The sequence below is a fragment of the Aeromicrobium camelliae genome, assembly GCF_003850045.1.
Classification (GTDB): domain Bacteria; phylum Actinomycetota; class Actinomycetes; order Propionibacteriales; family Nocardioidaceae; genus Aeromicrobium; species Aeromicrobium camelliae.
The window spans coordinates 134411-157622 of record NZ_RQJX01000002.1 but is presented as its reverse complement, the minus strand read 5'-3'; the positions used below and the strand labels follow the sequence as shown (position 1 = coordinate 157622).

Sequence of the window (23212 nt, the reverse complement as noted above, 5' to 3'; positions counted from 1 at the left end):
GGTTACAGGATCTCGAGGCCGGTGATCGTCCAGGCGTCACCGTCGCGTTCGGCAGTGACCGCGAGCTGGGCGGCGGAGACGCTCGCCTCCTCGTCGGTCGCCCGGCGGCTCGCCTGATCCAGGAACACCAGCAGCTCGGCTTCGTCCTCGCCCAGTTCCTTGACCCCGGTGACCTGCACCTGAGCGGTCAGCACGAGCTCCTGGTCCGGAGCCTGCTCCTTGAGGGTGGCGTAGAGCGTGTCGTACTCCTCGCGCGCGTCGCCGCTGAGGAACTGCTCGGCGGCGTCCTCCGTGACCTGCGGATCGTTGAAGTCGTACGAGAGCACCCGCGTCAGCGCCTGGGACACCTGGGCCTGCACGTCGGCGGTCGCGCCGGCGTCGACCAATGCGGCATTCTGCGCGGCGGAGTTCTGCTGGATCGTCCACGCGGTGGCCCAGCCGGCGATGCCGACGGCCACCAGGACGCCGACGAGTACCCAGCGATTCAGGACACGACTCATGACAGATTCACCGCCACCTGCTGGAGGTTCTCCAACTTCCACTCCCCCTCGACCCGCAGCAGCTCGGCGCTGAAGCGGTTGCGTTTGACGGTGGGCTCCGCGTCCGGGTCCGCATCGTCCTTCACCGTCACCTCGACGGCCGCGATGACGGTGGCGCTGGAGGCGTCGAAGTCCGTGACGGCGGCGTCGACGACCTTGCCGGTGGAGATCATCTGCTGTTCGGCCAGCATCTGCTTCTCCTCATCAGACACGCCCACAAGCTGGTCGTGCAGTGTGCCCGTCGTGACGTCGGCCCACGCCGCAAGCCCCTCGTCGACCTCGCGGTAATCCAAGGTGTTCATCGTCTCGATGTGCTGACGTGCCTCGACGAGGACGGCGTCGCGGGTCTCGGCCTGCTCGATCGCGTCGTCGGTGGACGCCATCCACGCGCCCACGATGCCCGACACGGCCACCACGACGGCGACGGCGAGGATCAGCCATCCGCCGAGGCGACCGCGGGACGTGGCCGGTTTCGCGTTACCCGGACCCGGGTCGCCCGGCTCGTCGGTCTCGACCTCCTGCGCGGTATCGCTCGACGAGGTTTCGGTCATGCTCATCCCACTCCTCCCAGCAGGTCTCCCAGACCACCGGCGACGTTGACGCGGGCCGCGGCCGGGGCGCCGGGGTTGGCGATACTCCGGGGCCCGCGCACGTTCGTGCCGCTGCCCGGATCGGCGGTACAGCCGGCGGACGTGTTGAACGGCCGCCCCGCCGAGGTGTCCAGCCCGTCGCGCATGGCGGTCCCACCGTAACCTGCGACACATGGCAAGGGATCGAAGTACGTCTGGGCGAGTCCCAGGTTGAGGCCCTTGGAACCGTTGATGGCCCATCCCACGCTCACCGCCTCGGGCACCCGGATCAGCGCGTCCTCGACGCCGGCCGCGTTGATGCCGAACACCTGCGCGGGCGTGATGAGGTTGGCCATGAGGGTGCCCAGCGGGGTGCCGACCTGCTCGAACAGGGCGTTCATCTCCTGAGCGGCCGCCGGGGAGTTGGCGATGAGCGTGCGCAGGTCGGTGTCGGCGTCGCGCAGCGCGGCGGCGAAAAGGTCGAGGTCGGCGCTGAAGCCCTTGATGCTCTCAGCCGACTCCTGCTGCGTCGTGAGTACCCGGTCGGCGTTCTCGATCAGGCCCTGCGTCACGAGGAAGTTCTGGTCGGCGATCTCGACGAACTCCCGGGAGGTCTCGATCAGCTGACCGAGGTTCTCCCCGGCACCGCGCGAGGCCTCGTACGCCTCGTCGATGACAGTGCGCAGGTCCTCCTCGGGAACGGAGGCGGCGAAATCGCGGCCCGTGCGCAGGAGGTTCTCGATCGGCGGTGGCAGGGCGCTCGAGGACGCCGAGATGTGGTCGCCGGCCGACAGGGTCTCGTCGCTGCGCGTCTCGCCCGCGAGATTGACGTACTGCTCACCGATCGCCGAACGGTTCGCGACGGTGGCCACGACGTCCTTGGGGATGTCCGGAGCGTCGCCGTCGATGCGCAGCACCGCCTCGACCCCCTCGTCGGTCGGGGTGAGCTTCTCGATCCGGCCCACCGGAACGCCCCGGTAGGTCACCTGGCCGTTGGTGAAGATGCCGCCGGCGTCCGGCAGCGCGACCGTGACCCGGTACGCGGAACTGAACGGGTTGATGCCGACGTAGGAGGCACCCAGATAGCTCGTCGCGACGAGCGCCACCGCCACGAAGACGATGAGCTTGGACTTGATGGAACCGGTGAGCATCAGCGATCACCTTCCGGGAGGGTCGCGGGCGGTGAGCTCGGCGAGGAGCTGGTCGACGGTGACGGCGCAGGCTGACTGGGCGTCCCGGAGGGGGAACCTGGCAACCGGTCCGGCGGCACCTCGATGGTGGGAGCGGGCAGCCCCGGCACGGCCGAATCCGTCGGCGGCAACAGCGTCGGCGGAAGGTCTGGCGCGGGCGCCTCTGGGTTCGTGCCCTGGCGGCCCTGCAGACTCTTGCCCGTGGTGGGCGAGGCCGCGCTGTTGACCTGCGGCCACTCGCAACCCATCGCCGAACAGCCGGCCGGGAGCGTGCGGAAGTTGGTCGTGATGAACACGTTCATGTAGTCGCCCTTGATCGCGCCGAGCACCGAGTCGGGGAACGGGTAGGTCAGCAGGATCTGCAGGGACTCCGGCAGCGCCGAGCCCGCGCGGGCGAGCTGGTCGAGGATCGGCTCGAGCGCCGTGAGGTCGGCGACGATGTCGTCCTGGGCCGTATTGAGAGTGTCCACCGTGACGACCGACAGCCGGTCGAGCGCCTCCAGCATCGCCACCAGCTGCGTGCGCTGGTCGACGAGGACCTGCATGCCGGGGCTGAGCCCGTCGAGCGCGCGGACGATACGGTCGGTGTCGGCCTCCAGCGTCTGCGACAGCTCGTTGAGGCTGTCGAGCGCGTTGGTGATCGCCTCCTTGCGCTCGTCGAGCACGCCGACGAACGACTCCATCTGCTGCAGGAAAGCCTTGATCTCCTCGGGACGGTCCTCGGACACCTGCTGCAACTCGCGGGAGATCTCCTGGAACTGCTCGATCCCACCGCCGTTGAGCACCATCGAGAGCGCGCCGAGGACCTGCTCGACCTGTGCCGCCTGCGACGTCTCGGCGAGGCCGATGTGGTCGCCGTCGCTGATCGGCTGGCCCGCCTGGCGGGTGCTCGGCCGCACCAGCGCGACGTACTTCTCGCCGAGCAGCGAGGTCTGCTGGATGCGGGCCGTCGTCCCGGGCGGAAGGTCGACCTCGCGATTGACGACGAGCTCGACCCGGGCGCTCTCTCCGTCCTCGTTGAGATCGATGTCCTGAACCCGGCCGACGTCGACGTTGTCGAGTTTCACGCTCGACTGAGGCACCAGGTCCAGCACGTCCTCGAAGTCGGCGCTGAACCGCACGGGATTCGATCCCACGTCGGCGCCGCCGGGAAGCGGTGCGTCGTAGACGCCGCCGCTGAGCATCCCGCACCCGCTCAGGGTCAGCGCGGCAGCGGCACCCGCCACCGCGAGTCGAAGCCGCCTCATCGGTCCTCCTCCAGTCCGCCGAAGAGCGTGAGCGGCGCGTCCTCGGATGTCGCGGCGGCCAAGCCGTTGCCGGACCAGACGGTCAGCTCGTTGAGGTTGCCGCGACCGTGCAGCGTGTTGCTGCCCGGCTCGTAGGCGTTGAGGAAGTTCTGCAGGACGAGCGGAATCGTCCTGACCGTCTCCTCCAACGCATCCTTCTGGTTGACCAGCACCTGTGTCGGACCGATGAGATTCTCGACGCTGGTCTGCAGGTTGCCGCGGTTGTCGCGGATGAACTCGTCGAGGATGCCCAGCGCCTGGCCGAGGTTGGTGATCGCGGCCTGCAGGTCCTGCCGGTCCTCAGCGAGGTAGTCCGCGACACTGGCGAGCTGGCGATTGGCCTGGGCCAGCGTGCGGTCGTTCGCCACCAGCATGTCGTTGAACTCCTTGAAGTTCGCGATCGTGGCGAACAGGTCCTCGTCGGTGTTGGCAAGGGTTCCGGTGGCCTTGCCGAACTCGTTGATCATCTGGTTGATGTCGGCGCCGTTGCCCTCGAGGTTCTGCGCGAGCACCGTCAGCAGGTCCGACAGCGCGCCGTCCTCGTTGGCGCCGTTGGGGCCGAGCTGGCTGCCGATGTCCTCGAGGCTCTCGTACAGCTCGTCGATCTCGACCGGCACCGCCGTCTCCTCGATGACCGTTCCGGATTCGAGCTTCGGCCCGCCGTCGTACGGCTCGGTCAACTGCACGAAGCGGTCGCTGACCAAGGTCGGTGCCACGATGACGGCTGCCGTGTCCGCCGCCGCCTCGTGACCGCGGTCGAGCCGCATCGACACGCGCACCTGATCGCCCTCAGGCTCGATCGCGGTGACCACGCCGACCGGCACGCCGAGCATCTGCACGTCCGATCCCGGATAGAGCCCGACCGTGGAGTCGAAGGTCGCCTCGAACTCCACCCCTTGCCGCTCGATGATGCGCCAGGCGACGACGGCCGCGACGACCAGCGCCGCGACGACCGCGAGTTGAGTGATCCGCTTGACGGTGCTGCTCATCGGCCGCCTCCCGGGTTGCAGTTGCGCGCGATGTCGTTGTCGAGCACCGGCGCGGCGTTCTCGTCGAACAGGCCGCAGATGTAGGAATCGACCCAGCGGCCGTTGCCGGTCGCCGAGGCCAGCCCGCGATAGTAGGGACCGAGGAGCTTGAGCGCCTCTTCGAGGTTGTCCTGGTTGCGCTGCAAGATGGCGGCGACCTGGTCGAGTTTGGCGAGCGCGGGCCGCAATTGCGCCTCGTTGTCGCGCACCAGACCCTGAAGTTCGGTGCCCAGCCGGGCCGTGCCCTGCAGCATCGCACGGACGGTCTCACGGCGGTTCTCCAACTCGGTCAGCAGGGCGCTGCCGTCGTTGATGAGCCGCTCGAACTCGGCGTTGCGATCCTTGAGCGTTCCGGACACCTCCGCGGTCGCCGCGAACAACTCGGCCAGTTCGGCATCGCGGCTCGAGATGGTGCGCGACAGATCCGTCAGGCCCTGCACCATCCCCTGCACCGACTCGGGAGTGTCGCGGAACGCGTCCGCGAGAGCCGTGAAGCTCTCCTCCATCTGCTCGGTGTCGATCTCGCCGATCGTGTCCGACAGGTCGGAGAAGGCCGCGTTGACGTCGTACGGCGTGGTGGTGCGTGAGACGGGAATGGGCCCGTCGAGCTCCTCGGTGCCCAGCGGATCGAGGGAGAGGAACTTTTGACCGAGCATCGTCTTGACCTTGATCGCCGCTCGCGTCTGGTCCCCCATGTCGACGCCCTTGGCCCGGAACTTGACCTCCACGACGGTGCCGTCGAGTCCGATGTCGGTGACCTCGCCGACCTTGACGCCGGCGACCCGGACCTCGTTGCCGGGCTTGAGGCCTCCGGCCTCAGCGAACTGTGCGGTGTAGACCTTGCCGCCGCCGACGATCGGGAGCGCCTGGGCGTTGAACGTCGCGAGGAACACCAGCGTCATGGCGAGCAATCCGATGACGGCGATCAGCACCTTGTTGCGCTCGGCGAACGCCTTCGGGAACGTGCTCATGCTGCACACCTCGTCACACCGGCGGCGGGCGTGACGCCCAGGTCACCCATGTAGCCCTCGGGCATCGGGATCTTCCCTTCGATGGAGCAGACGTAGAAGTTGAGCCAGGAGCCGTAGCTGCCGAGCCGCCCGATCCGGTCGAGTTTGGTCGGCAGGACCTGGAAGAACGAGTCGAGCACCGCCTCGGCGTTCGAGAGGTTGCCGCTCAACCGGTCGAGCGCCGCGATCGAGCCCTTCAGCGGCGCCCGGCCCTCCTCGAGGAGCTCGGAGACGCTGACGGTGAGGTTGCCCAGTCCGTCGAGGGTGCTGCCGATGACCTCGCGGTCCTCCGCGAGTCCCGAGACCAGCTGTTGCAGCGTGATGATCGTCGTGTCCAGCTGATCGGAGCGACCGTTGATCGTGGTCAGCACCGCGCTGAGACTGTCGATGAGCTGCCCGATGACCTCGTCCTTCTCCGCGATGGTCTGCGTGAGGCTGGCAGTGCTGGACAACAGTCCCTCGACCGTGGCGCCCTCGCCCTGGAAGACCGCGATGATCTGCTCGGAGAGCTTGTTGACGTCCTCGGGCGACAGGAACTTCATCAGCGGCTGGAACCCGTTGAAGAGCATCGTGAGGTCCAGCGCGGGACGGGTCGCGGAGGTGGGGAACGTGTAGCCGGCCTGCAGGGTCGGGCCGGGGTCCTCGGGCGGTTCGAGCGCGATGTACCGCTGACCGACGAGGTTGCGGAAACGCAGTTCGGCGGTCGTACCGCCGCGCACTCGCACCTGCTGCGAGACGGTGAACGTGACCTCCGCGAGCCGGTTCTCGGCGACGCGGATGTCCTCCACGGTGCCGACCTTGACGCCGGCCATGCGGACATCGTCGCCCTTGTTGAGGCTCGTGGCGTCGGTGAACATCGCGGTGTACTGCTTGGCCGATCCGCTCACGCTGTTGCGGATCGTGCCGGCGAGGGCGACCGTGGCCAGGACGGTCACCAGCGTGAACACGATGCTCTTGATGAGGAGCTTGGTCATTGCAGCGTCACCTTCGTATCGCGCAGGACAGGACCGACGAGCAAGCTGCTCCAGCCCGGGTACTCAGCGGGAGCGACACCGTGCGTCGGCGCGAGCAGTTCGGCGAAGAGCTGGTTCTCGGCCGGGGAGTTGGCGTCCCCGAGCCCGGCGAGCGCGGCCTGCTGGCGCACGAACTCGCTGGGCGGGGCGGCGATCTGCTCGATCGCCGGCTCACCGGCGGCGGCCGTGCGCGGAGCGGCGCGGGCCGCGGTCTTGCCGGTCACGTACGGACAGCGCGACGCTCCGCCGGTGGCGTACTGAGGAGCGTCGGCACCCGGCACGTACTTGCCACGCGATGCCTCGACGTTGAGCACCACGTGGATGCCCGGCTCGTTCGTGCCTTTGCCGAGCGTCTTGTCCATCGCGGGGATGAAGTCACGCGCAGCCTCGAACAGACAGGGGAACTGCGAGGCGTACGGGCGGACGGCTTCGAGCGCCGCGCGGCTGTCGGCAGAAAGGATCTCGATCGTCGGCTGATGCGTTCCCACCCAGCCGCCGGTCGTGTCCGAGGCGGTGATGACATTGGCGTACACATCGGACAGCTGAGCCCGCTGTTGCACCATCGTCGCCGATGTCGTGGTCATCGAGTCGAGCGCCGACAGCAGGTCCGGCACCGCCTCGGTGTAGGTGTCGGCCACCTCGGCGAGCTTCTGGAAGTCCTCGGCCATCGTCGGCACGTGCGGATTGAGCTGCTCGAGGTAGTCGGACCACCTGGCCATCGAGTCACCGAGGTCGGCGCCACGCCCGCGCAGCATCGCCGACAACTCGCCGAGCGTGGCGGAGAGCTTCTCGGGCTGCAGTGCCTGCAGGACCGGGAGCAGTTCGTCGAACAGCTCCTCGAGCTCGACCGCCTCATCGGACGTGTCCTGGTAGATGACGTCGCCCTCGGAGAGACCGCCGGTCCCTCCGGAGGACCGCCCGGCCGATCCAGGTGCCGGCGTGACGAGCGAGACGTACCGCTCACCGAACAGCGTCTTGGGCAGCAGCCGGGCCGTGGTGCCCGCCGGCAGCGTCTCGGAGACGTCGGGCTTGAGGGCGAGCGTCAGCTCAGCGCCGTCGGGGTCGGTGCGCACCCGAGAGACCTCACCGACCGGGACGCCGTTGAGCTTGACGTCGGACCCCTTCTGCAAGGCGTTGCCGATCGCGCCCGTCCGCAATGTGACGTCGGTGGTCGGCGTGAACGCCTTCTCATACGCCAGGAGCGCCACGGCGACGAGCGCCGCCGCGAGGGCCAGGTAGCCCAGACCGAGGAACGCGTCCACGACGCGCGACGACTTGCTCATCCCGCCACCCTCACCGTCGTGGTGGTGCCCCACAGCGCCATCGACAAGATGAGGTCGAGGACCGCGACCGTGACGATCGTCGTGCGGACCGAACGGCCCACCGCGAGGCCCACGCCCGCGGGCCCGCCCTTGGCGGTGAAGCCCATCCGGCAGTGGATGAGGATGATCAGGACCGAGAAGATCAGCACCTTGAGGAACGACAAGAGGATGTCGATCGGGGGCAGGAACAGGTTGAAGTAGTGGTCGTACGTGCCGGCCGACTGCCCGTGGAAGTACACGGTGACGATGCGTGATCCCGCATATGAGGTGAGGAGCCCGAGCACGTAGAGCGGGATGATCGCGATGAAGCCGGCGATCACACGGGTTGTGACGAGGTAGGGCACGCTCGGCACGGCCATGACGTCGAGCGCGTCGACCTCCTCGTTGATCCGCATGGCCCCGAGCTGCGCGGTGAAACCGGCGCCCACCGTGGCGGACAACGCGAGCGCGGCGACGAGCGGCGCGATCTCACGCGTGTTGAAGTACGCCGAGATGAAGCCGTTGAGGGTGGCGGTGCCGATCTGGTCCAGGGCGGCGTAGCCCTGCATGCCGACGACCGTGCCGACGAAGAGGGTCATGCCGACCATGACGCCGATCGTGCCGCCGATCACCGCGAGCGCGCCCGAGCCGAAACTCACTTCGGACAGCAGCCGCAGCACGTCCTTGGGGTAGCGGCGGATCGTCGCCGGGATCCAGGCCATGACGCGGCCGTAGAACCGCAGGTCCTGGCCCATAGCGGCGAGCACATTGACGGGTTTGTCCCACCAGCGGGCGGGTCGAACGGTGGTCTGGGCCATGTCAGGCTCCCTTGCCCGGGAACAGCTGCAAGTACAGCGTGGTGATGACGAAGTTGACGAAGAACAGCAGCAGGAATGTGATGACGACCGACTGGTTGACCGCGTCGCCGACGCCCTTGGGACCGGGCGCGGTGTTCAGGCCGCGGTACGCCGCGACGACGCCGGCGATGAACCCGAAGATGGCGGCCTTGATCTCACCGACCCACAGATCCGAGATCTGCGCGAGCGCGGTGAAGCTGGCGAGATAGGCGCCGGGCGTGCCGCCCTGCACGATGACGTTGAAGAAGTAGCCGCCGAGCACGCCGACGACCGAGACGAGCCCGTTGAGCAGGATCGCCGCCGCGATGCACGCGAGGACCCGCGGCACCACGAGACGTTGGATCGGCGAGACGCCGATGACCTTCATGGCGTCGATCTCGTCGCGGATCTTGCGCGAGCCGAGGTCCGCGCAGATCGCCGCACCGCCTGCACCGGCGATGACGAGAGTCGTCACGATCGGCGCGGCCTGCTGGACCACGGCGAGAACGCTCGCGGCCCCGGTGAACGACTGCGCTCCGACCTGCACGGTGAGCGTGCCCAGCTGGAGGGCGATGACCGCGCCGAAGGGGATCGCGACGAGCATCGCCGGAATCCACGACACGCTCACGACGAACCAGAACTGCTCGAGCGCCTCTCGTGCCGCGAACGGCCGCTTGAAGGTCGCCCGGGTGGTGTCGAGCCCGAGGGCGAACAGGTCGCCGGTCGCGCTCAGAGCCCGGATGATGGCTCCGGGCCGGGGAGGAATCGGGACTCGGTCCTTCTCCTCGTCGTCGGCCACGTACAGCTGCGCGGCGCCGGAGGCGACCCGCTCGCGGTGCCGCTCGCCGCCGGGCCGCACCGCACCCGACTTGGGCACCAGCTGACGCGGCAGCACCTCGATCGCCCGCGCTCCGGCGTGCCGGGACATCACGGCGGTGCCGCCCGGATAGGGCGGCAGGTCCTCGGCCTCGGGCAGCGGCTCGCCGCGGCGGTGGTCGGTCTCCTCGCTCATGCCGATCGGGCCCTCGGGATCGCCGCTCATGAACTGAGACACCACCGGATGGTCGGTGAGCAGGAACTCCTCGCGCGGACCGAACATCACGAGTTCGCCGCGGTACAGCATGCCGAGGTTGTCCGGCAGCGTGCGGGCGAGCTCGATGTTGTGCGTGACCACGAGCATGGTGGCATCGGTCGCCGCGTTGATGTCGATGAGCAGCTGCGCGAGGTTCGACGTGCGGACCGGGTCCAGGCCCGAGTCCGGCTCGTCGATGAGGATGATCTCCGGATCGGTGACGAGCGAACGGGCGAGGCCGGCGCGCTTCTTCATGCCACCGGAGATCTCGCCGGGCAGTTTGTGCTCCTGGCCGACGAGCCCGACCATGTCGAGTTTCTCCATGACGATCGACCGGATCGTGTCCTCGTCGAACTTGGTGTGCTCGCGCAGTGGGAACGCCACGTTGTCGTAGACGTTCATCGAGCCGAAGAGCGCACCGTCCTGGAACAGCACGCCGAAGCTCTTGCGAAGTTCGAGCCGCTGGGCCTCGTTGGCCTTCACCATGTCGATGCCGTTGACGAAGCACGTTCCGGCCTCCGGCTCCAGCAGGCCCATGACCGATTTGAGGAACACCGACTTACCGGTGCCCGACGGGCCGAGCAGCGCCGTGATCTCCCCCGGCGGGAGGGTGAGCGTCACGTCACGCCAGATGTTCTGGCTGCCGAAGCTCTTGGTGAGGCCCTCGACCTCGACGGTCCCGCCCATGCATCCTCCTCGCATCCGCGGCCGCAGAAGTCCCGTGCCGCTGTGGTGTGGCTGACGGCACCGAACCGCCCCCTCAGATGGATCGGTGCCTGGCGAGGACGCTAGGTGTGGCTCACGTCACGCCGCCACCGCCTTCGCCGGACGAGGAGTTTCGTAATCAAAACGTAACCTTCTTTTGTCACCCGCATCACAAGAAGTGAAGGAAGTCGTCCGCGCGGGGCATCGCATCGTTGCTCGCCGCGCAGGCGCTGTGGCTTGATCATCGTGTCGCCCCCTCACGACGCCGAACTTCGGCTGCCTTCTGGACGCAGTGATGGGGAGTTGATGGGGAATGTCACTTGTGGTCTCCGAACGACAGATGCTCGCGGTCTCGAGCCGGGAGCTGTCGCCGACCCGGCTCTCGAACCTGAGCGAGCAGATCCAGCGCGCCGTGCTCAGCGCGGGAGGCGCATCCGACGACCCGCTCGTGAACGAGGTCGTCCACGCGGCGGTCACCGCCTTCGTCGAGGAGGGCGAGGCGCGCACGGCAGCAGCGCGGGTCGCGCCGCTGCTGGACCGGCTGGGCCGACGGCAGGCGCGGCGCGGCGCCGACGCCGCCGCGTTGTTCGAGAGCTTCCGCGCCGCCCGTATCGCCACGCAACGCGGACTCAGCACCGTCATCGGCGAGGCCATCACCGGGTCGGTCGTCATCCGGCTGCGCGAAGAACTCATGTCGTATCTCGCGTTCCTCTTCGCCCACGCCCGAGAGGGACTGGAGCTGGAACGCGAGCGCATCGCGCGGGCCAAGGCCGAACGCCCCAAGGTGAGCGCGCCGACGAAGGGGAACGGCGCGTCGCCGACGCTGACCACCTCGCAACGCCGTGCGCTGGCGCGGCTGCGCGACGGCGAGCAACTCGTCGTGCTCACCGCCGTCACCGAGCCCCTGCCGATCGCGCTGTGTCACCAGCCCGGGGTGGCGGCCGACGACGAACGGCAGACCGCGCTCGCGCCGGCGGCATGGTGCGCAGAGCAGCTGTGCGAATGGCTCGACGGCCAGGCCGTCCTCGGCCCGGCTGTGACGATCAGCGATGCCGCCGGCGCGGTGGCACTCGTGCGCCGCGCCGCGGCCATGCTCGCGGACGGCACGATCGAGGATCCGCGCCGCCTGGTGCCGTTCCAGGACCTCCTGGGATCGATGCTCCTGGCCAGCAACCCGATCCTCAACGAGCTGATGATCGCCAAGCACTTCGCGAGCTGGGAGCAGATGCCGGCGAGTCGGCGCGTGGCACTGGCCGAGTTCCTCCAGCTGTGGCTCGAGCGCGGCCAGCCGACGAATCAGCTGGCCCGCGAACTCGGGGTCCCCCCGCAGACGGCCCACTCGCGGATGAAGGCGATCCGGCAGTTGCTCGGCGACGCCCTGGACGACCCCACCCAACGCCTCGAACTCATGGTCGCGCTGCGCGCAGTGCTTCCGCGCTGGCGCTCCTGACCGATCAGGACGGCTTGGCGGCGCGCACCTTGCGGCCGGCCATCTGCTCGATCGTGATGACGACGTAGAGCTCGCGCTCTCCCGGTGCCCACGGCTGGGGCTCTCGGGCCTGCCACTGCTGCAGCTGTTCATCGCTGGCGCGGCGGGCGCTGCCGTGCACCGTGAGACTCCAGCCCCACCGGTACAGCTCGTCGAGATGATCGGTCTCGACGGCCACCGGCGTGGGCTCCTCGCCGGCGAGGAGCGCGAGCACCGAGTCCGGCTCGGTGCGGATCAGCAGGTGGCCAGGGTCCGGGACGGCGACATTCGCCACGATCAGCTCGATCTTGTCCGGACCGTTGAAGGCGATCCGGCCGATCCGGGCGAGGGTGAGGTACTCGCGGCACTCCTCTGCAGTGAGCTCGCGGATGTGGCCCTCGTCGGACATGGCAACCTCCTCGCGTGGCGACGTCGCTCCCAGTGTGCCCGTCCTCCGAAGCGCGCGCAGCCAGCCGGACGCACGAGGGCCCCGGAACATCGAGATGTTCCGGGGCCCTCGTGATGTGTCGCAGTGGAGCCTAGAGCTCAGGCACCCGTGTCGACGCGCTCAGGTGCGCGCGGCGCCTGGGGCGTCGCGGCCGGGGTCTCGCCACCGGGCTGCTCGGCGCCCGGGGTCTCGCCGCCGGGCTGCTCGCCGCCGGGCTGCTCGCCGGCCTCGGCCACCGTGTTCACGAAGTGGTACACGGTGCCGTCCTCGCCGGTCGCCGAGACGCGGAAGGTGTCACCGACGCTGGCGCCGGTGATCGTCAGCACGCCCTCGCCGCTGCCGTCGGGACCGAGGAGAGCGGAGAAGTCGCCGATCTCTTCCCACGCGTTGGTGTCGGGGTTGTAACGCTCGATGAGACCCGTGATCTGCTCGTCGGGCTGGAAGCCGGCGAACTGCAGCTCGACACCGGCAGCGAGCTCGGCGACGGTCGCCTCGGCCGGACCGGTGACCGACAGACCCGGGAGGATCGTCAGGTTGACAGGCTCGGCGTCGACATTCTGCGTGTCGCCGTTCGCATCCTGGTACGTGTAGAACGCCGACACCGTGTAGCGCGGGAAGCCGCTGGCGTCAGGCGCGACAGGGCTGCTCTGCGTCGGAAGGATGTTGCCCGAGAACGTTCCGTCCTCAGCAGGCACGCCCTCGACCGGCTCCGCGATGAGGCCACCGCCGTTGGGGCCCTTCGAATCCAGCATCACCGTCACGCCGGTCGCCTCGGCCGGAATGTCCGTCACGACGAAGTCGACGCCGTCACCCCAGCTGCCGGCGGTGAAGGTCGAGTTCTCGACGGTGAGGGTCGCCGGGTCACCGGGCGCGGCGACCGCGGGGGTCGCGACGAGCGCCAGGCCGGCGGTCAGCGCACCGGCTTTCGAGCGACGGGACACCCGTCGCGGGAGATGAGTACCAAAACCGCGCACCTGCCCCCGAGGGTCGGCTGGCACGCCGACCCAAGACAATCACACGGACAGCGCGACCTACAACTTCAATCGAATAGTGGACAAAGTGACGCGCGTCACACGGTGCGCGTCGCGACGATGATGTCGTTCTCGTGATACTCGCCGGTGGCGGGGTCCAGGATGCAGGTGATGATGACGACGCGATCGGGCTCGTGGACCCAGATGTCCTGCTCGGCGATCTCGGTCTTGGGAATCTCGATCTTCTCCTGGACCCGGTAGGTCTCGCCCCGGTAGGTGAAGTCGTCGCCGGCCTGGAGCTTGCGCACCTGGTCGCCGGCGCACCCCTGGTCCTCGCAGGCGTGGGCCAGGATGAAATCCGTGCCGCCGTCCTCGGGGTAGCCGTTCTCAGGATCGACGACCTGCCAGAAGTTCTCCCCCTGGTCCGGCGGGTTCCACACCGGGCTGTAGGGCATCGTCTTCGTGGTGGCGATGTCGACGGCAGGCTCGGGCGCGGGGGTCCGGGTCGCCATCTGCGCCGACGCTTGCGGCGCCGGGGCGTCCGGCTCCGACGATGAGTCGAAGACACCCGCCAGCGCGGCGACCAGAACACCCGCGGCGATCAGCACCACGAGACCGGCGATCGCGCTCCACAGCCGGTTGCGCTGCAGGACTTCGGTGAATTTCATGGTGACACTCGCGCCTCTTCCCTTCGGTCTCGTCGATGACGGCTCCGGCGCACCGAAGTCGCGACGTCACCCTACAGACCCTGAATGTCACCGGTCGGAACTAGCGTGAGCTCATGACCGTGAATCCCGCCATGATCACCCACGACGTCGTCGATCCCGTCGCTGTCGGCCGCTGGTGGGCCGAACAGGCCGGCTTCGAGATCCTCGCCGAGAACGACGGCTGGTTCGTCGTCGTCGGCTTGCCGAATGGCCTCCGCCTCGGGTTCCAGCGGGTGGACGAACCCACCCCCGGCAAGAACCGCGTCCATCTCGATCTCGAAGCCGCGGGCGACCTCGATGCGGAGGTCACCCGCCTGGAGCAGGCCGGGGCACACGTGGTGGGCCGTCAGCAACTCGGCGACTTCCGCTGGATCGTGCTCGAGGATCCGGCCGGCAACGTCTTCTGCGTGTCCGCCGCCCACTGATCGGTGCCGGGCAGCGGGCTCAGCGGGTCGGCGCGAACGGCCAGTCGCCCAGGGGCTCGATCCGCCGGCCGCGTCGTAGGGCGAGCCGGTTGTAGTCCATCGTGCGCTGCGCAGCCCAGAAGCGCTGCTGGGCCATGACGAGCGGCCGGTCCGCGAACACCGTCGCGCGGTGCCGTGCCCCGAGCTCGATCGCGACGTCGCGTGCCACCCGGGCGTCGGTCTCGGCGTCGTGCGCCTTGTCGAGCTTGATGCCGTAATAGTCGGCGACGTCGCCGAGGCGGCGCGACCCCAAGCGTCCGCGCTCGATGCCGTAATCGATGACGAACGGGTCGATGACCGTCAGCGCGTCCCACTGCGGCTGGCCGATGCCGTGCCGTCGCAGCTCCGCGCGCAGGAGAGTGAGGTCGAACGCGGCGTTGAACACCACCAGCGGAGCATCGACCGCCACGAGGTGATCGATCCAGGCGCTCAGTTCGCGAAGGGCGGCTGCGGGCGCCGGCGCCCGGGCGACGTCGGCATCGCTGATGCCGTGAATCTCTGCGGCCGACTCGGGAATGGGGACCTGGGGATGGACCATCCCCACGAGGTCCGGTCCCGCTCCGGGACCGAGCGCGGCGTAGGTGATGATGCGGTCGCTGTGCGGGTCGACGCCCGTGGTCTCGAAATCGAGTGCCGCGAGCGGTTGCGAGTGCCACCCGTGGTGGCTGCCGCGCGGCGGCGGAACCGGCCGATGGCGACGACACACGAGATAGGCCGTCCGGCCGAAACCGATCCGATATCCGGCTTGTGCGGGGACGTCGACACCGCATTCGGCACACTGCCCCCCGAATGTATTCGTCCTCACCGCTACCTCCTGCGATCCACGGTAGCGAGCCGGGACGACACTTCGAAGCGTCGCAGGTCAGCGCGGTGACGGCCCGCCGAGATCGTCCGAGGACGCGTCCCCCGGCGCTTCCGCGAGACCCCGATCCATGTCGCGCCGCCGGAGCTCATCCGCCTCCTCGCGAGCAGCGAGGTCGTCCTGCAGATGCCGCATCCGCGCCCGGCGTCGCCGCGATCGGACCCGCCAGCTGATCACGGCGACCGCGAGAACGAGCCCGACGAGCACCCCGATCCATGAACCCGTCAGGAAGCCGGGCCCCTCCTGTGCCAGCAGTGCCCGTCCGTCGCGTGCCGACTCGTTACCCCCGACGCCCACCGACAAGGTCAACCAGTTCGGGGTCGCGAGCAGCACTGCGGCGGCAAGGACGGCGAGACGCACCGCCCAGCGCGCTCGCACGACGAACGGGAGGACGAGCAACGGAACCACGGTGAAAGCCGCGCCGAGGAACAGACCCCACAACACTCCGGTGGCCGTCGAGCCGCCGACCAGACCGGCGATCTGTTCGGCCCACCACCGAGGGAAGAACTCCGCGGCGATCAGGTAGGCGAGATATCCCAGAGCCACGAGCACGAGCAGCAGCACGATCCGGCGCGCCCACACGGGCGGTTGCACCCCGTGCGACGCGCGGTCGCGGGCATCCGGCGTCTGATCTGCCATGGGTCTATGATCACACCGGAGCGACGCGTCCGCTGGTTCTCGCCGCGATGCGCCGCAGGCAGTGCTGGGCGCTCTCCGATACCCTTGCCCTACCCATGGTCTGGCTCGTCGCGCTCCATTTCCTCGCCGCAGGGGTGGCCCCTGCCCTCGTCAAAGCGCTTGATCGGCGCGCCTTCTGGATTCTGGCCCTGGCACCAGGCGCCTCCTTCGCGTATCTCCTCCCCCGGGCTCTCGACGTCACCGCGTCAGGCGAGCCCGTCCATGAGCGAGTCACGTGGATCGAGCCGATCGGCCTCCATCTCGACTTCACCCTCGGCCCGTTCGCCGCGATCCTCGCTCTCCTCGTCACGGGGATCGGCGCGCTGGTTCTCGTCTACTGCTCGTGGTACTTCCGCCCTCGTGACCCGGAGATCTGGCGGTTCGCGGGCGTGCTCACGGGCTTCGCCGGGGCGATGCTGGGCCTCGTCCTCTCCGACAACGTGTTCATCCTCTACACGTTCTGGGAGCTCACGACGGTCCTGTCGTTCCTGCTGATCGGCCACAACCCGGACCGCCGGGCCAACCGGCGCGCTGCGCTCAGTGCTCTCATCGTCACGACGTTCGGCGGGCTCGCGATGCTGATGGGCCTCGTGATCCTCGCCGTCGAGTCCGGCACGCCGCTGCTGAGCGAGATCGTCGCCTCGCCGCCGCCGCTCGAGGGCATCGTGATCGCGGGGGTCATGCTGATCCTCGTCGGCGCCCTGTCGAAGTCCGCCCTCGTGCCGTTCCACTTCTGGCTCCCCGGGGCGATGGCCGCTCCCACCCCGGTGAGCGCCTACCTGCACGCCGCGGCCATGGTCAAAGCCGGCGTCTTCCTCGTCGCCGTGATGGCTCCGGACTTCGCCGATGTCCCGGGTTGGCGCCCCCTGCTGGTCGCGCTGGGCATCGTCACGATGCTCATCGGCGGCCTGCGGGCGTTGCGCCAGTACGACATCAAGCTGCTGCTCGCGTACGGCACGGTCAGCCAGCTGGGCTTCCTCGTCGCGCTCGCGGGGACCGGCACCCGTTCGGCTGCCTTCGCGGCGCTGTCGCTGCTGGTGGCGCACGCGCTCTTCAAGTCCGCGTTGTTCCTCGTCGTCGGCATCATCGACCGCTCCGTCGGCACGCGTGATCTGCGCGAACTGTCCGGCATGCGCAAAGCACGGCCGCTGCTGTTCGTCACGAGTCTCGTGGCCGCGGCGTCCATGGCCGGCATTCCACCGCTGTTCGGGTTCACCGCCAAAGAGGCGGCCTTCGCGGCCTACCTCGATCTCGGCGCCGACCTGGGCTGGAACACCCTCGCCGCCCGGCTGGCACTGGCCGGGATCGTCCTCGGGTCGATCCTCACGATGGCGTACTCGGCGCGCTTCGTCTGGGGCGCCTTCGCCGACAAGCCCGGCGTCGAACCTTGCCACCCGCGCGCTTTCGCGCTGGGATTCTCCCTCGTCCCCGCCTTCATCACCGTGTTCACCGTGGTGGGCGGTTTCGTCGGCGGCTGGCTGACTCCCCGTGTCGCCACGTACGGCGAAGCGTTCGCCGAAGGTGCGCACGAACCCGTGCTCACCCTCTGGCACGGGTTCACCCCGGCCCTGTGGCTGTCGATCCTCACCGCGGTCACCGGCCTCGCGCTGTTCTTCGGGCGCCATCCGGTGGCGGCGGCCCAGCACGCGATCGTCGACCGGCTGCCGATGCCCGACGCCGACCGCTCCTACCACGCGCTCATGCGCGGCGTGGATCGTCTCGCCGTCGAGGTCACCGGTCGCACGCAGCGTGGTTCGCTGCCGTTCTACCTCGGCGTCATCTTGGTCACGCTCATCATCGTGCCGGGCTTCGCGCTCGTCCGAGCGTGGGAGACCCCGCAGGTCAGCGAGATCCGGCTCGCGGACAACTACCTGCAGATGGCGGCTGGCCTGCTGATGATCGTCGCCGCCGTGCTCGTCGTCCGCTCGCGCCGGCGGCTGCGGGCGGTCCTGCTGCTCGGTGTCACCGGCTACGGCACGGCCATCCTCTTCGTAGCCCACGGCGCGCCGGACCTCGCGCTCACCCAGGTGCTCGTCGAGACCTTCCTGCTGGTGACCTTCGTCCTCGTCCTGCGTCGCCTCCCCCCGTTCTTCTCCGACCGCCCCTTCACGGTGATGCGGTGGCTGCGTATCTCGATCGGCGTGCTGGTCGGGGTCTTCGTATCCGCGGTCGCCCTGCTGGCCACCAACGCGCGCACCGCCACCCCGATCTCGGAGGGCTGGGAGGAACCGGCGTACACCTACGGCGGCGGCAAGAACATCGTCAACGTCACGCTCGTCGACATCCGCGCCTGGGACACCCTCGGCGAACTCAGTGTGCTGGTCGTCGCCGCCACGGGTATCGCCAGCCTCATCTTCCTCATCACCGACCGCTCGACGCGGAGCCTCAGCCGGCCGCATCGGGTCACCACGCCGGACTCGAACCAGTGGCTCGCGGCCAACCTGCACGACGCCCGACGGTCCATCGTCTTCGAGATCGTCACGCGCCTGATCTTCCACACGGTCATCGTGTTCTCGATCTACTTGATGCTCTCGGGCCACAATTCGCCCGGTGGCGGCTTCGCGGGCGGTCTCATCGCCGGACTCGCGCTCATGATCCGCTACCTCGCCGGCGGACGTGAGGAGCTGGACAACGCGGCGCCCGTCGACGCGGGCATGGTGCTCGGCATCGGCCTCGCGCTGGCAGCGCTCTCGGGCATCGTCCCGACCCTGCTCGGCGGCGGGGTGCTGCAGAGCGCGATCGTCGACATTCCCATCCCGCTACTGGGCGAGTTGCACCTCGTCACGTCGGTGTTCTTCGACGTCGGCGTGTACCTCGTCGTCGTGGGACTCGCGATCGACGTCCTGCGCAGTCTCGGCAGCGGCATCGACGCGCAGGCGCAAGACGAAGCCGAGGAGCAGGAGGAAGAGGTGGTGCCGGCATGAGCCCGAATCTCATCCTCGTCATCGTGGTCGGCGTCATGGTCGGCTCGGGCGTGACCCTCGTCCTGGAGCGCAGCCTGACCCGCATCCTCATCGGCTTCGTGCTGATCGGCAACGGACTCAACGTGCTGTTCCTCGTGGCCTCGGGCCCCGCCGGCCGGGCCCCGCTCATCGGGATCGGCGAGGGCCGCATGAGCGACCCACTCCCCCAGGCGATGGCCTTGACCGCGATCGTCATCACCCTCGGCGTCACCGCTTTCGGGTTGGCGCTCGCCTATCGCGCGTATCAGCTCACCGGCACCGACGACGTCCAGGACGACCTCGAGGACGACTTCATCCGCCGCCGGGCTGAGCGCGACGAGGTGTCCACGACCTTCGACGAAGCCCTCCCGGACGAGGCGATGCCCGACGAGGATTACCTCGACAACGACGACACCCTCGACGTCGGGGTCGCGGCCGACGCCGAGACCAGCGTGGGCGAGGAGAACCGCCGATGAACCACATCCTCGAACAGCTGGTTCTCGCACCGGTCATCATCCCGCTGCTGGGCGCCGGGCTGTGTCTGGCCGCCGGTCGCTCGGCCGCGGTGCAGCGCATCGTCAGCATCGTGACGCTGGGGCTCGTGGTCGCGGCCGCGGGCATCCTGCTCTACCGCTCCGACGCGTACGGTCCGCAGACCTTCAACGTGGGCGGCTGGCCGGCCGAGCTCGGCATCAGCCTCATCGCCGACCGGTTCAGCTCGCTCATGCTGATCGTCTCGACCATCGTCACGCTGTGCGTGCTGCTGTACTCGATCGGGCAGGGCGTCGTGGAGTTCGGACGACAGACACCGCTGTCGGTCTTCTATCCGACGTTCCTCGTGCTGAGCGCCGGCGTCTCCAACGCGTTCTTGTCCGCCGACCTCTTCAACCTGTTCGTCGGCTTCGAGATCCTGCTGGCCTCCTCGTACGTGCTCATCACGTTGGGCGGCACCAACGCCCGCGTCCGTTCGGGCACGATCTACATCATCGTCAGCCTGATCTCCTCGGTGCTGTTCCTCATCTCGATCGGCGCGGTCTACGCCGCGACGGGAACGGTCAACTTCGCGCAGCTGGCCAGCCGGTTCGCCGAGCTCCCCACGGGGATCTCGACGGTGCTCCAATTGCTGCTGCTGCTGACCTTCGCGGTCAAAGCGGCCGTCTTCCCGCTGTACGCCTGGCTGCCGGACTCCTACCCCACGGCACCGGCGCCGGTCACCGCGGTGTTCGCCGGGCTGCTCACCAAGGTCGGCATCTACGCGATCTTGCGGACGCAGACGCTGCTCTTCCCGGGGGACAATCTGCGCACGCTGCTGCTGTGGGCATCGATCCTCACGATGGTCATCGGCATCCTCGGCGCGGTCGCGCAGTCGGACGTCAAACGTGTCCTGTCCTTCACGCTCGTCAGTCACATCGGTTACATGCTGTTCGGCATCGCCGTCGGCACCGAGCTGGGCATGACCGGCGCGGTCTTCTACATCGCGCACCACATCACCGTCCAGACCACGCTGTTCCTCGTGGCCGGCCTCATCGAGTACCGGGCCGGCACCACGAACCTCGATCGGCTCGGCGGTCTCGCCCGGCTCGCGCCGATTCTGTCGATCATGTTCTTCGTGCCGGCGATGAACCTCGCGGGAATCCCTCCGTTCTCGGGCTTCTTCGGCAAGCTCGCGCTGATGGAGGCCGGCATCGAGGACGAGGCGGGACTGGCGACCCTGGGCGTCGTCGCGGCCATCGTCACGAGCCTGCTGACCCTGTACGCGATCGCGAAGATCTGGAACCGCGCCTTCTGGCAGCCCAAGGGCGAGGACTCGCCGGACGTGTCGCAGGTCGACACCGGGTCGTGGACCCCGGCAGGGTCCCTGCACGGCGCACGCGGGGTCGGCACGAAGACCCAGCGGGCCACGGCGTGGACCGAGGAGCGTGAGGAGAAGCGGCTTCCGCGCGGCATGGCCGGCCCGACCCTCTTCCTGGCCTTCGTGACCGTCGCGCTGACCGTGTTCGCCGGACCGCTGATGAGCTACGCCCAGCGCGCGGCCGTCGAACTGGTGGACCGACAGCCCTACATCGAGGCGGTGCTGAACCGATGAACATCGTGCGCGTTCCGGTCATCATCGCCCTCACGATCATCTGGACGATGCTGTGGGGCGAGGTCAGCCCGCTCAACGTCGTGGGCGGTCTGCTGGTCTCGACCCTGGTGGTCGTCGTCTTCCCGTTCCCGCCCGTCAATCTCACCGCGACGTTGCGCCCGCTGCGTCTTCTCGTGCTCGTCGGGCGGTTCCTCTACGACCTCGTCCTCGCGAGCTTCCAGGTGGCCTGGACCGCGGTCCGCCCGGCCGCGCCGCCCAAGAGCGCGGTCATCGAGGTGCACCTCGTGAGCCGTTCGGACCTGTTGCAGGTGCTGTCGGGCGAGTTCGTCTCCCTGGTGCCGGGCTCCCTGCTCATCGAGCTCGACGCAGACAACGGGAGGATGTGGCTGCACGTCCTCGACGGGTCCACACCCGAACGGGTCGAGGCCGCCCGCCGCAAGGCCCGGGCCCAGGAGCATCGCGTGATCGCCGCCTTCGGCTCGCGCGAAGAGCTGGAGGCCAGCACCGCCCGACTGCGAGAGGACGTGACCGCATGACGATCGTCGGTATCACGTGCGCCGTCATCCTCGGACTGACCGGCGTGCTCTGCACGATCCGCATCGTCCGGGGGCCGACGATGCTCGACCGCACCGTCGCCGCCGACGTCTTCGTGGCGGCGTGCGTCGGCGTCATCGGGGTCGAGGCCGCGGTCAACGGCCACCGCAACACGCTGCCCGTGCTGGTGGCGCTCTCCCTCGTCGCGTTCCTCGGGTCGGTCAGCATCGCCCGTTACGCGGCCCCCGACTCGGACAAGATCGCTGCGACCCGGGCCAAGGTGCCCGAGGAGCAGCAGCGTCAGGCCGACATCCGGCGAGGAGGACAGGCATGATCGACGTCATCACCGGCGTGCTGCTGATCCTCGGCGCCTCGTTGGCCCTCGTCGCCGCGATCGGCATCGTGCGGTTCCCCGAACTGCTGACCCGCATGCACGCCGCGACCAAGCCGCAGACACTCGGTCTGCTGCTGATCCTCGCCGGGCTCGCCTTGCAGGCCGAGGACCTCGGCGACCTGACGATCATCGTCGTGGTGGCCGTCTTCCAGCTGCTCACGGCGCCGGTCTCGGCGCACATGGTCGGCCGCGCCTCGTTCCGCACCGCCTTGGTGGACAAGGAACGGCTCACCGTCGTGGAGACGCCCGCCGAGCGCGGCGAGAAGCCCTGACGCTCAGTCGGCGAGGTCGACCACCACGGGCGCGTGGTCGCTCGCGCCCTTGCCCTTGCGCTCCTCGCGGTCGATGAACGCCCCGGTCACCCGCTCCGCGAGCGCCGGCGAGCCGAGGATGAAGTCGATCCGCATGCCCTTGCGCTTCGGGAAGCTCAGTTGCTGATAGTCCCAGTAGGTGTAGACGCCCGGGCCCGGCGTGTGCGGCCGGACGACGTCGGCATAGCCGGTCTCGACGATCGCGTTGAACGCCGCACGCTCGGCCGGCGAGACGTGGGTCTTCCCGGCGAAGACGTCGATGTCCCACACGTCGTCATCCTGCGGCGCGATGTTCCAGTCACCGGTGAGGGCGACCTGCGCCTGCGGATCGTCCGCCAGCCAGGCCTCGCCCGCCGCGCGCAAGCGCTCGAGCCACTGCAGCTTGTACACGTAGTGCTCGTGGTCCAGCTCTCGGCCGTTAGGCACGTAGAGGCTCCACATCCGCACACCGCCGCAGGTGGCGCCGATCGCCCGCGGTTCGAGGACCTCGGCGAACTGCGGCTGGTCGTCGGCGAACTGCATGGCGACGTCCTCGAGCCCCACCCGGGACGCGATGGCCACGCCGTTCCATTGGTTCACACCGAAATGCGCGAACTCGTAGCCCATCGAGGAGAGCTCGAGCGCCGGGAACTGGTCCTCGCGGCACTTGGTCTCCTGCATGGCCAGGACATCGACGTCGTGACGCTCCAGGAAGGCGAGCACGCGGTCGATACGGCTCCGGATCGAGTTGACGTTCCAGGTCGCGATACGCACGAGTCGAACCTACCCGGAGCGCCCGACATCGGGTCCTGGCCCCCA

24 protein-coding genes are annotated in these 23212 nt (G+C 68.7%); 8 read left to right on the top strand and 16 right to left on the bottom strand.

Annotated features, from left to right (window positions below):
• Positions 1 to 2 precede the first annotated feature (2 nt).
• Genes EHW97_RS02440 through EHW97_RS16020 form a run of 10 tightly spaced genes read right to left on the bottom strand, consistent with a single transcriptional unit; the run spans position 3 to position 10531 of the window.
• Positions 3 to 500, bottom strand: a complete 498-nt coding sequence (locus EHW97_RS02440; RefSeq protein WP_124235574.1) for a hypothetical protein — start codon at positions 498 to 500, stop codon at positions 3 to 5.
• Positions 497 to 1096, bottom strand: coding sequence for a hypothetical protein (locus EHW97_RS02435; protein ID WP_124235573.1), 600 nt, complete (start codon positions 1094 to 1096; stop codon positions 497 to 499). The genes EHW97_RS02440 and EHW97_RS02435 overlap by 4 nt, the downstream gene beginning before the upstream one ends.
• Positions 1093 to 2259, bottom strand: a complete 1167-nt coding sequence (locus EHW97_RS02430) for an MlaD family protein (protein WP_124235572.1) — start codon at positions 2257 to 2259, stop codon at positions 1093 to 1095. Before EHW97_RS02430 ends, EHW97_RS02435 begins: the two co-directional genes overlap by 4 nt.
• Complete coding sequence (locus tag EHW97_RS02425; RefSeq protein WP_124235571.1) at positions 2259 to 3545, bottom strand: MCE family protein; 1287 nt, start codon at positions 3543 to 3545, stop codon at positions 2259 to 2261. Before EHW97_RS02425 ends, EHW97_RS02430 begins: the two co-directional genes overlap by 1 nt.
• Positions 3542 to 4573 (bottom strand): MCE family protein, encoded by a 1032-nt coding sequence (locus tag EHW97_RS02420; RefSeq protein ID WP_124235570.1) that lies wholly within the window; start codon positions 4571 to 4573, stop codon positions 3542 to 3544. Before EHW97_RS02420 ends, EHW97_RS02425 begins: the two co-directional genes overlap by 4 nt.
• Positions 4570 to 5583, bottom strand: coding sequence for an MCE family protein (locus tag EHW97_RS02415; RefSeq protein WP_124235569.1), 1014 nt, complete (start codon positions 5581 to 5583; stop codon positions 4570 to 4572). The genes EHW97_RS02420 and EHW97_RS02415 overlap by 4 nt, the downstream gene beginning before the upstream one ends.
• On the bottom strand, positions 5580 to 6596 hold the full coding sequence (locus EHW97_RS02410; protein ID WP_124235568.1) for an MCE family protein: 1017 nt from the start codon (positions 6594 to 6596) through the stop codon (positions 5580 to 5582). The genes EHW97_RS02415 and EHW97_RS02410 overlap by 4 nt, the downstream gene beginning before the upstream one ends.
• Positions 6593 to 7918 (bottom strand): MCE family protein, encoded by a 1326-nt coding sequence (locus tag EHW97_RS02405; RefSeq protein WP_124235567.1) that lies wholly within the window; start codon positions 7916 to 7918, stop codon positions 6593 to 6595. Before EHW97_RS02405 ends, EHW97_RS02410 begins: the two co-directional genes overlap by 4 nt.
• Positions 7915 to 8754, bottom strand: a complete 840-nt coding sequence (locus EHW97_RS02400) for an MlaE family ABC transporter permease (RefSeq protein WP_124235566.1) — start codon at positions 8752 to 8754, stop codon at positions 7915 to 7917. Before EHW97_RS02400 ends, EHW97_RS02405 begins: the two co-directional genes overlap by 4 nt.
• A gap of 1 nt (position 8755) precedes the next feature.
• A complete protein-coding gene (locus EHW97_RS16020) occupies positions 8756 to 10531 on the bottom strand; it encodes an ABC transporter permease (protein ID WP_465252550.1) in 1776 nt (591 codons plus the stop codon).
• 331 nt (positions 10532 to 10862) lie between these two features.
• Between EHW97_RS16020 and EHW97_RS02385 the strand changes: the two genes are divergently transcribed.
• Complete coding sequence (locus EHW97_RS02385; protein ID WP_124235565.1) at positions 10863 to 11999, top strand: helix-turn-helix domain-containing protein; 1137 nt, start codon at positions 10863 to 10865, stop codon at positions 11997 to 11999.
• A 4-nt stretch (positions 12000 to 12003) separates the two neighbouring features.
• Here the strand turns inward: EHW97_RS02385 and EHW97_RS02380 are convergent, their stop codons facing one another.
• The 3 genes from EHW97_RS02380 to EHW97_RS02370 all read right to left on the bottom strand — a co-directional run bounded on the left by EHW97_RS02380 (position 12004) and on the right by EHW97_RS02370 (position 14104).
• Positions 12004 to 12426 carry a pyridoxamine 5'-phosphate oxidase family protein gene (locus tag EHW97_RS02380; RefSeq protein WP_166367356.1) on the bottom strand — a complete coding sequence of 141 codons (423 nt, stop codon included), beginning with the start codon at positions 12424 to 12426 and terminating at the stop codon, positions 12004 to 12006.
• Between the two features lie 137 nt (positions 12427 to 12563).
• Complete coding sequence (locus EHW97_RS02375; RefSeq protein ID WP_124235563.1) at positions 12564 to 13406, bottom strand: hypothetical protein; 843 nt, start codon at positions 13404 to 13406, stop codon at positions 12564 to 12566.
• Positions 13407 to 13534: 128 nt separating this feature from the next.
• The gene (locus EHW97_RS02370; protein WP_124235562.1) at positions 13535 to 14104 is read right to left on the bottom strand and encodes a sortase family protein; all 570 of its coding nucleotides are present in this window, start codon (positions 14102 to 14104) and stop codon (positions 13535 to 13537) included.
• 113 nt (positions 14105 to 14217) lie between these two features.
• Between EHW97_RS02370 and EHW97_RS02365 the strand changes: the two genes are divergently transcribed.
• Entirely contained in the window at positions 14218 to 14568 is a 351-nt protein-coding gene (locus tag EHW97_RS02365) for a VOC family protein (protein ID WP_124235561.1), read from the top strand.
• A 19-nt stretch (positions 14569 to 14587) separates the two neighbouring features.
• On the opposite strand, the gene EHW97_RS02360 is transcribed toward EHW97_RS02365, so the two are convergent.
• Together EHW97_RS02360 and EHW97_RS02355 are read right to left on the bottom strand one after the other, a co-directional pair.
• Positions 14588 to 15412 carry an exonuclease domain-containing protein gene (locus EHW97_RS02360; RefSeq protein WP_124235560.1) on the bottom strand — a complete coding sequence of 275 codons (825 nt, stop codon included), beginning with the start codon at positions 15410 to 15412 and terminating at the stop codon, positions 14588 to 14590.
• A 57-nt stretch (positions 15413 to 15469) separates the two neighbouring features.
• Positions 15470 to 16108, bottom strand: coding sequence for a hypothetical protein (locus EHW97_RS02355; protein WP_124235559.1), 639 nt, complete (start codon positions 16106 to 16108; stop codon positions 15470 to 15472).
• Between the two features lie 95 nt (positions 16109 to 16203).
• On the opposite strand from EHW97_RS02355, the gene EHW97_RS02350 reads away from it, so the two are divergent.
• From EHW97_RS02350 to mnhG, 6 genes are read left to right on the top strand one after another with little or no spacing between them, the layout of a single operon-like run.
• On the top strand, positions 16204 to 19071 hold the full coding sequence (locus tag EHW97_RS02350; RefSeq protein ID WP_124235558.1) for a Na+/H+ antiporter subunit A: 2868 nt from the start codon (positions 16204 to 16206) through the stop codon (positions 19069 to 19071).
• A complete protein-coding gene (locus EHW97_RS02345; protein WP_124235557.1) occupies positions 19068 to 19565 on the top strand; it encodes a Na(+)/H(+) antiporter subunit C in 498 nt (165 codons plus the stop codon). The genes EHW97_RS02350 and EHW97_RS02345 overlap by 4 nt, the downstream gene beginning before the upstream one ends.
• On the top strand, positions 19562 to 21175 hold the full coding sequence (locus EHW97_RS02340) for a Na+/H+ antiporter subunit D (protein WP_124235556.1): 1614 nt from the start codon (positions 19562 to 19564) through the stop codon (positions 21173 to 21175). Before EHW97_RS02345 ends, EHW97_RS02340 begins: the two co-directional genes overlap by 4 nt.
• Entirely contained in the window at positions 21172 to 21711 is a 540-nt protein-coding gene (locus EHW97_RS02335) for a Na+/H+ antiporter subunit E (protein ID WP_124235555.1), read from the top strand. The genes EHW97_RS02340 and EHW97_RS02335 overlap by 4 nt, the downstream gene beginning before the upstream one ends.
• Complete coding sequence (locus EHW97_RS02330; protein WP_124235554.1) at positions 21708 to 22043, top strand: MrpF/PhaF family protein; 336 nt, start codon at positions 21708 to 21710, stop codon at positions 22041 to 22043. The genes EHW97_RS02335 and EHW97_RS02330 overlap by 4 nt, the downstream gene beginning before the upstream one ends.
• On the top strand, positions 22040 to 22375 hold the full coding sequence (mnhG, locus tag EHW97_RS02325; protein WP_124235553.1) for a monovalent cation/H(+) antiporter subunit G: 336 nt from the start codon (positions 22040 to 22042) through the stop codon (positions 22373 to 22375). The genes EHW97_RS02330 and mnhG overlap by 4 nt, the downstream gene beginning before the upstream one ends.
• A 3-nt stretch (positions 22376 to 22378) precedes the next feature.
• Here the strand turns inward: mnhG and EHW97_RS02320 are convergent, their stop codons facing one another.
• Positions 22379 to 23167 (bottom strand): exodeoxyribonuclease III, encoded by a 789-nt coding sequence (locus tag EHW97_RS02320; RefSeq protein ID WP_124235552.1) that lies wholly within the window; start codon positions 23165 to 23167, stop codon positions 22379 to 22381.
• Positions 23168 to 23212: the final 45 nt, after the last annotated feature.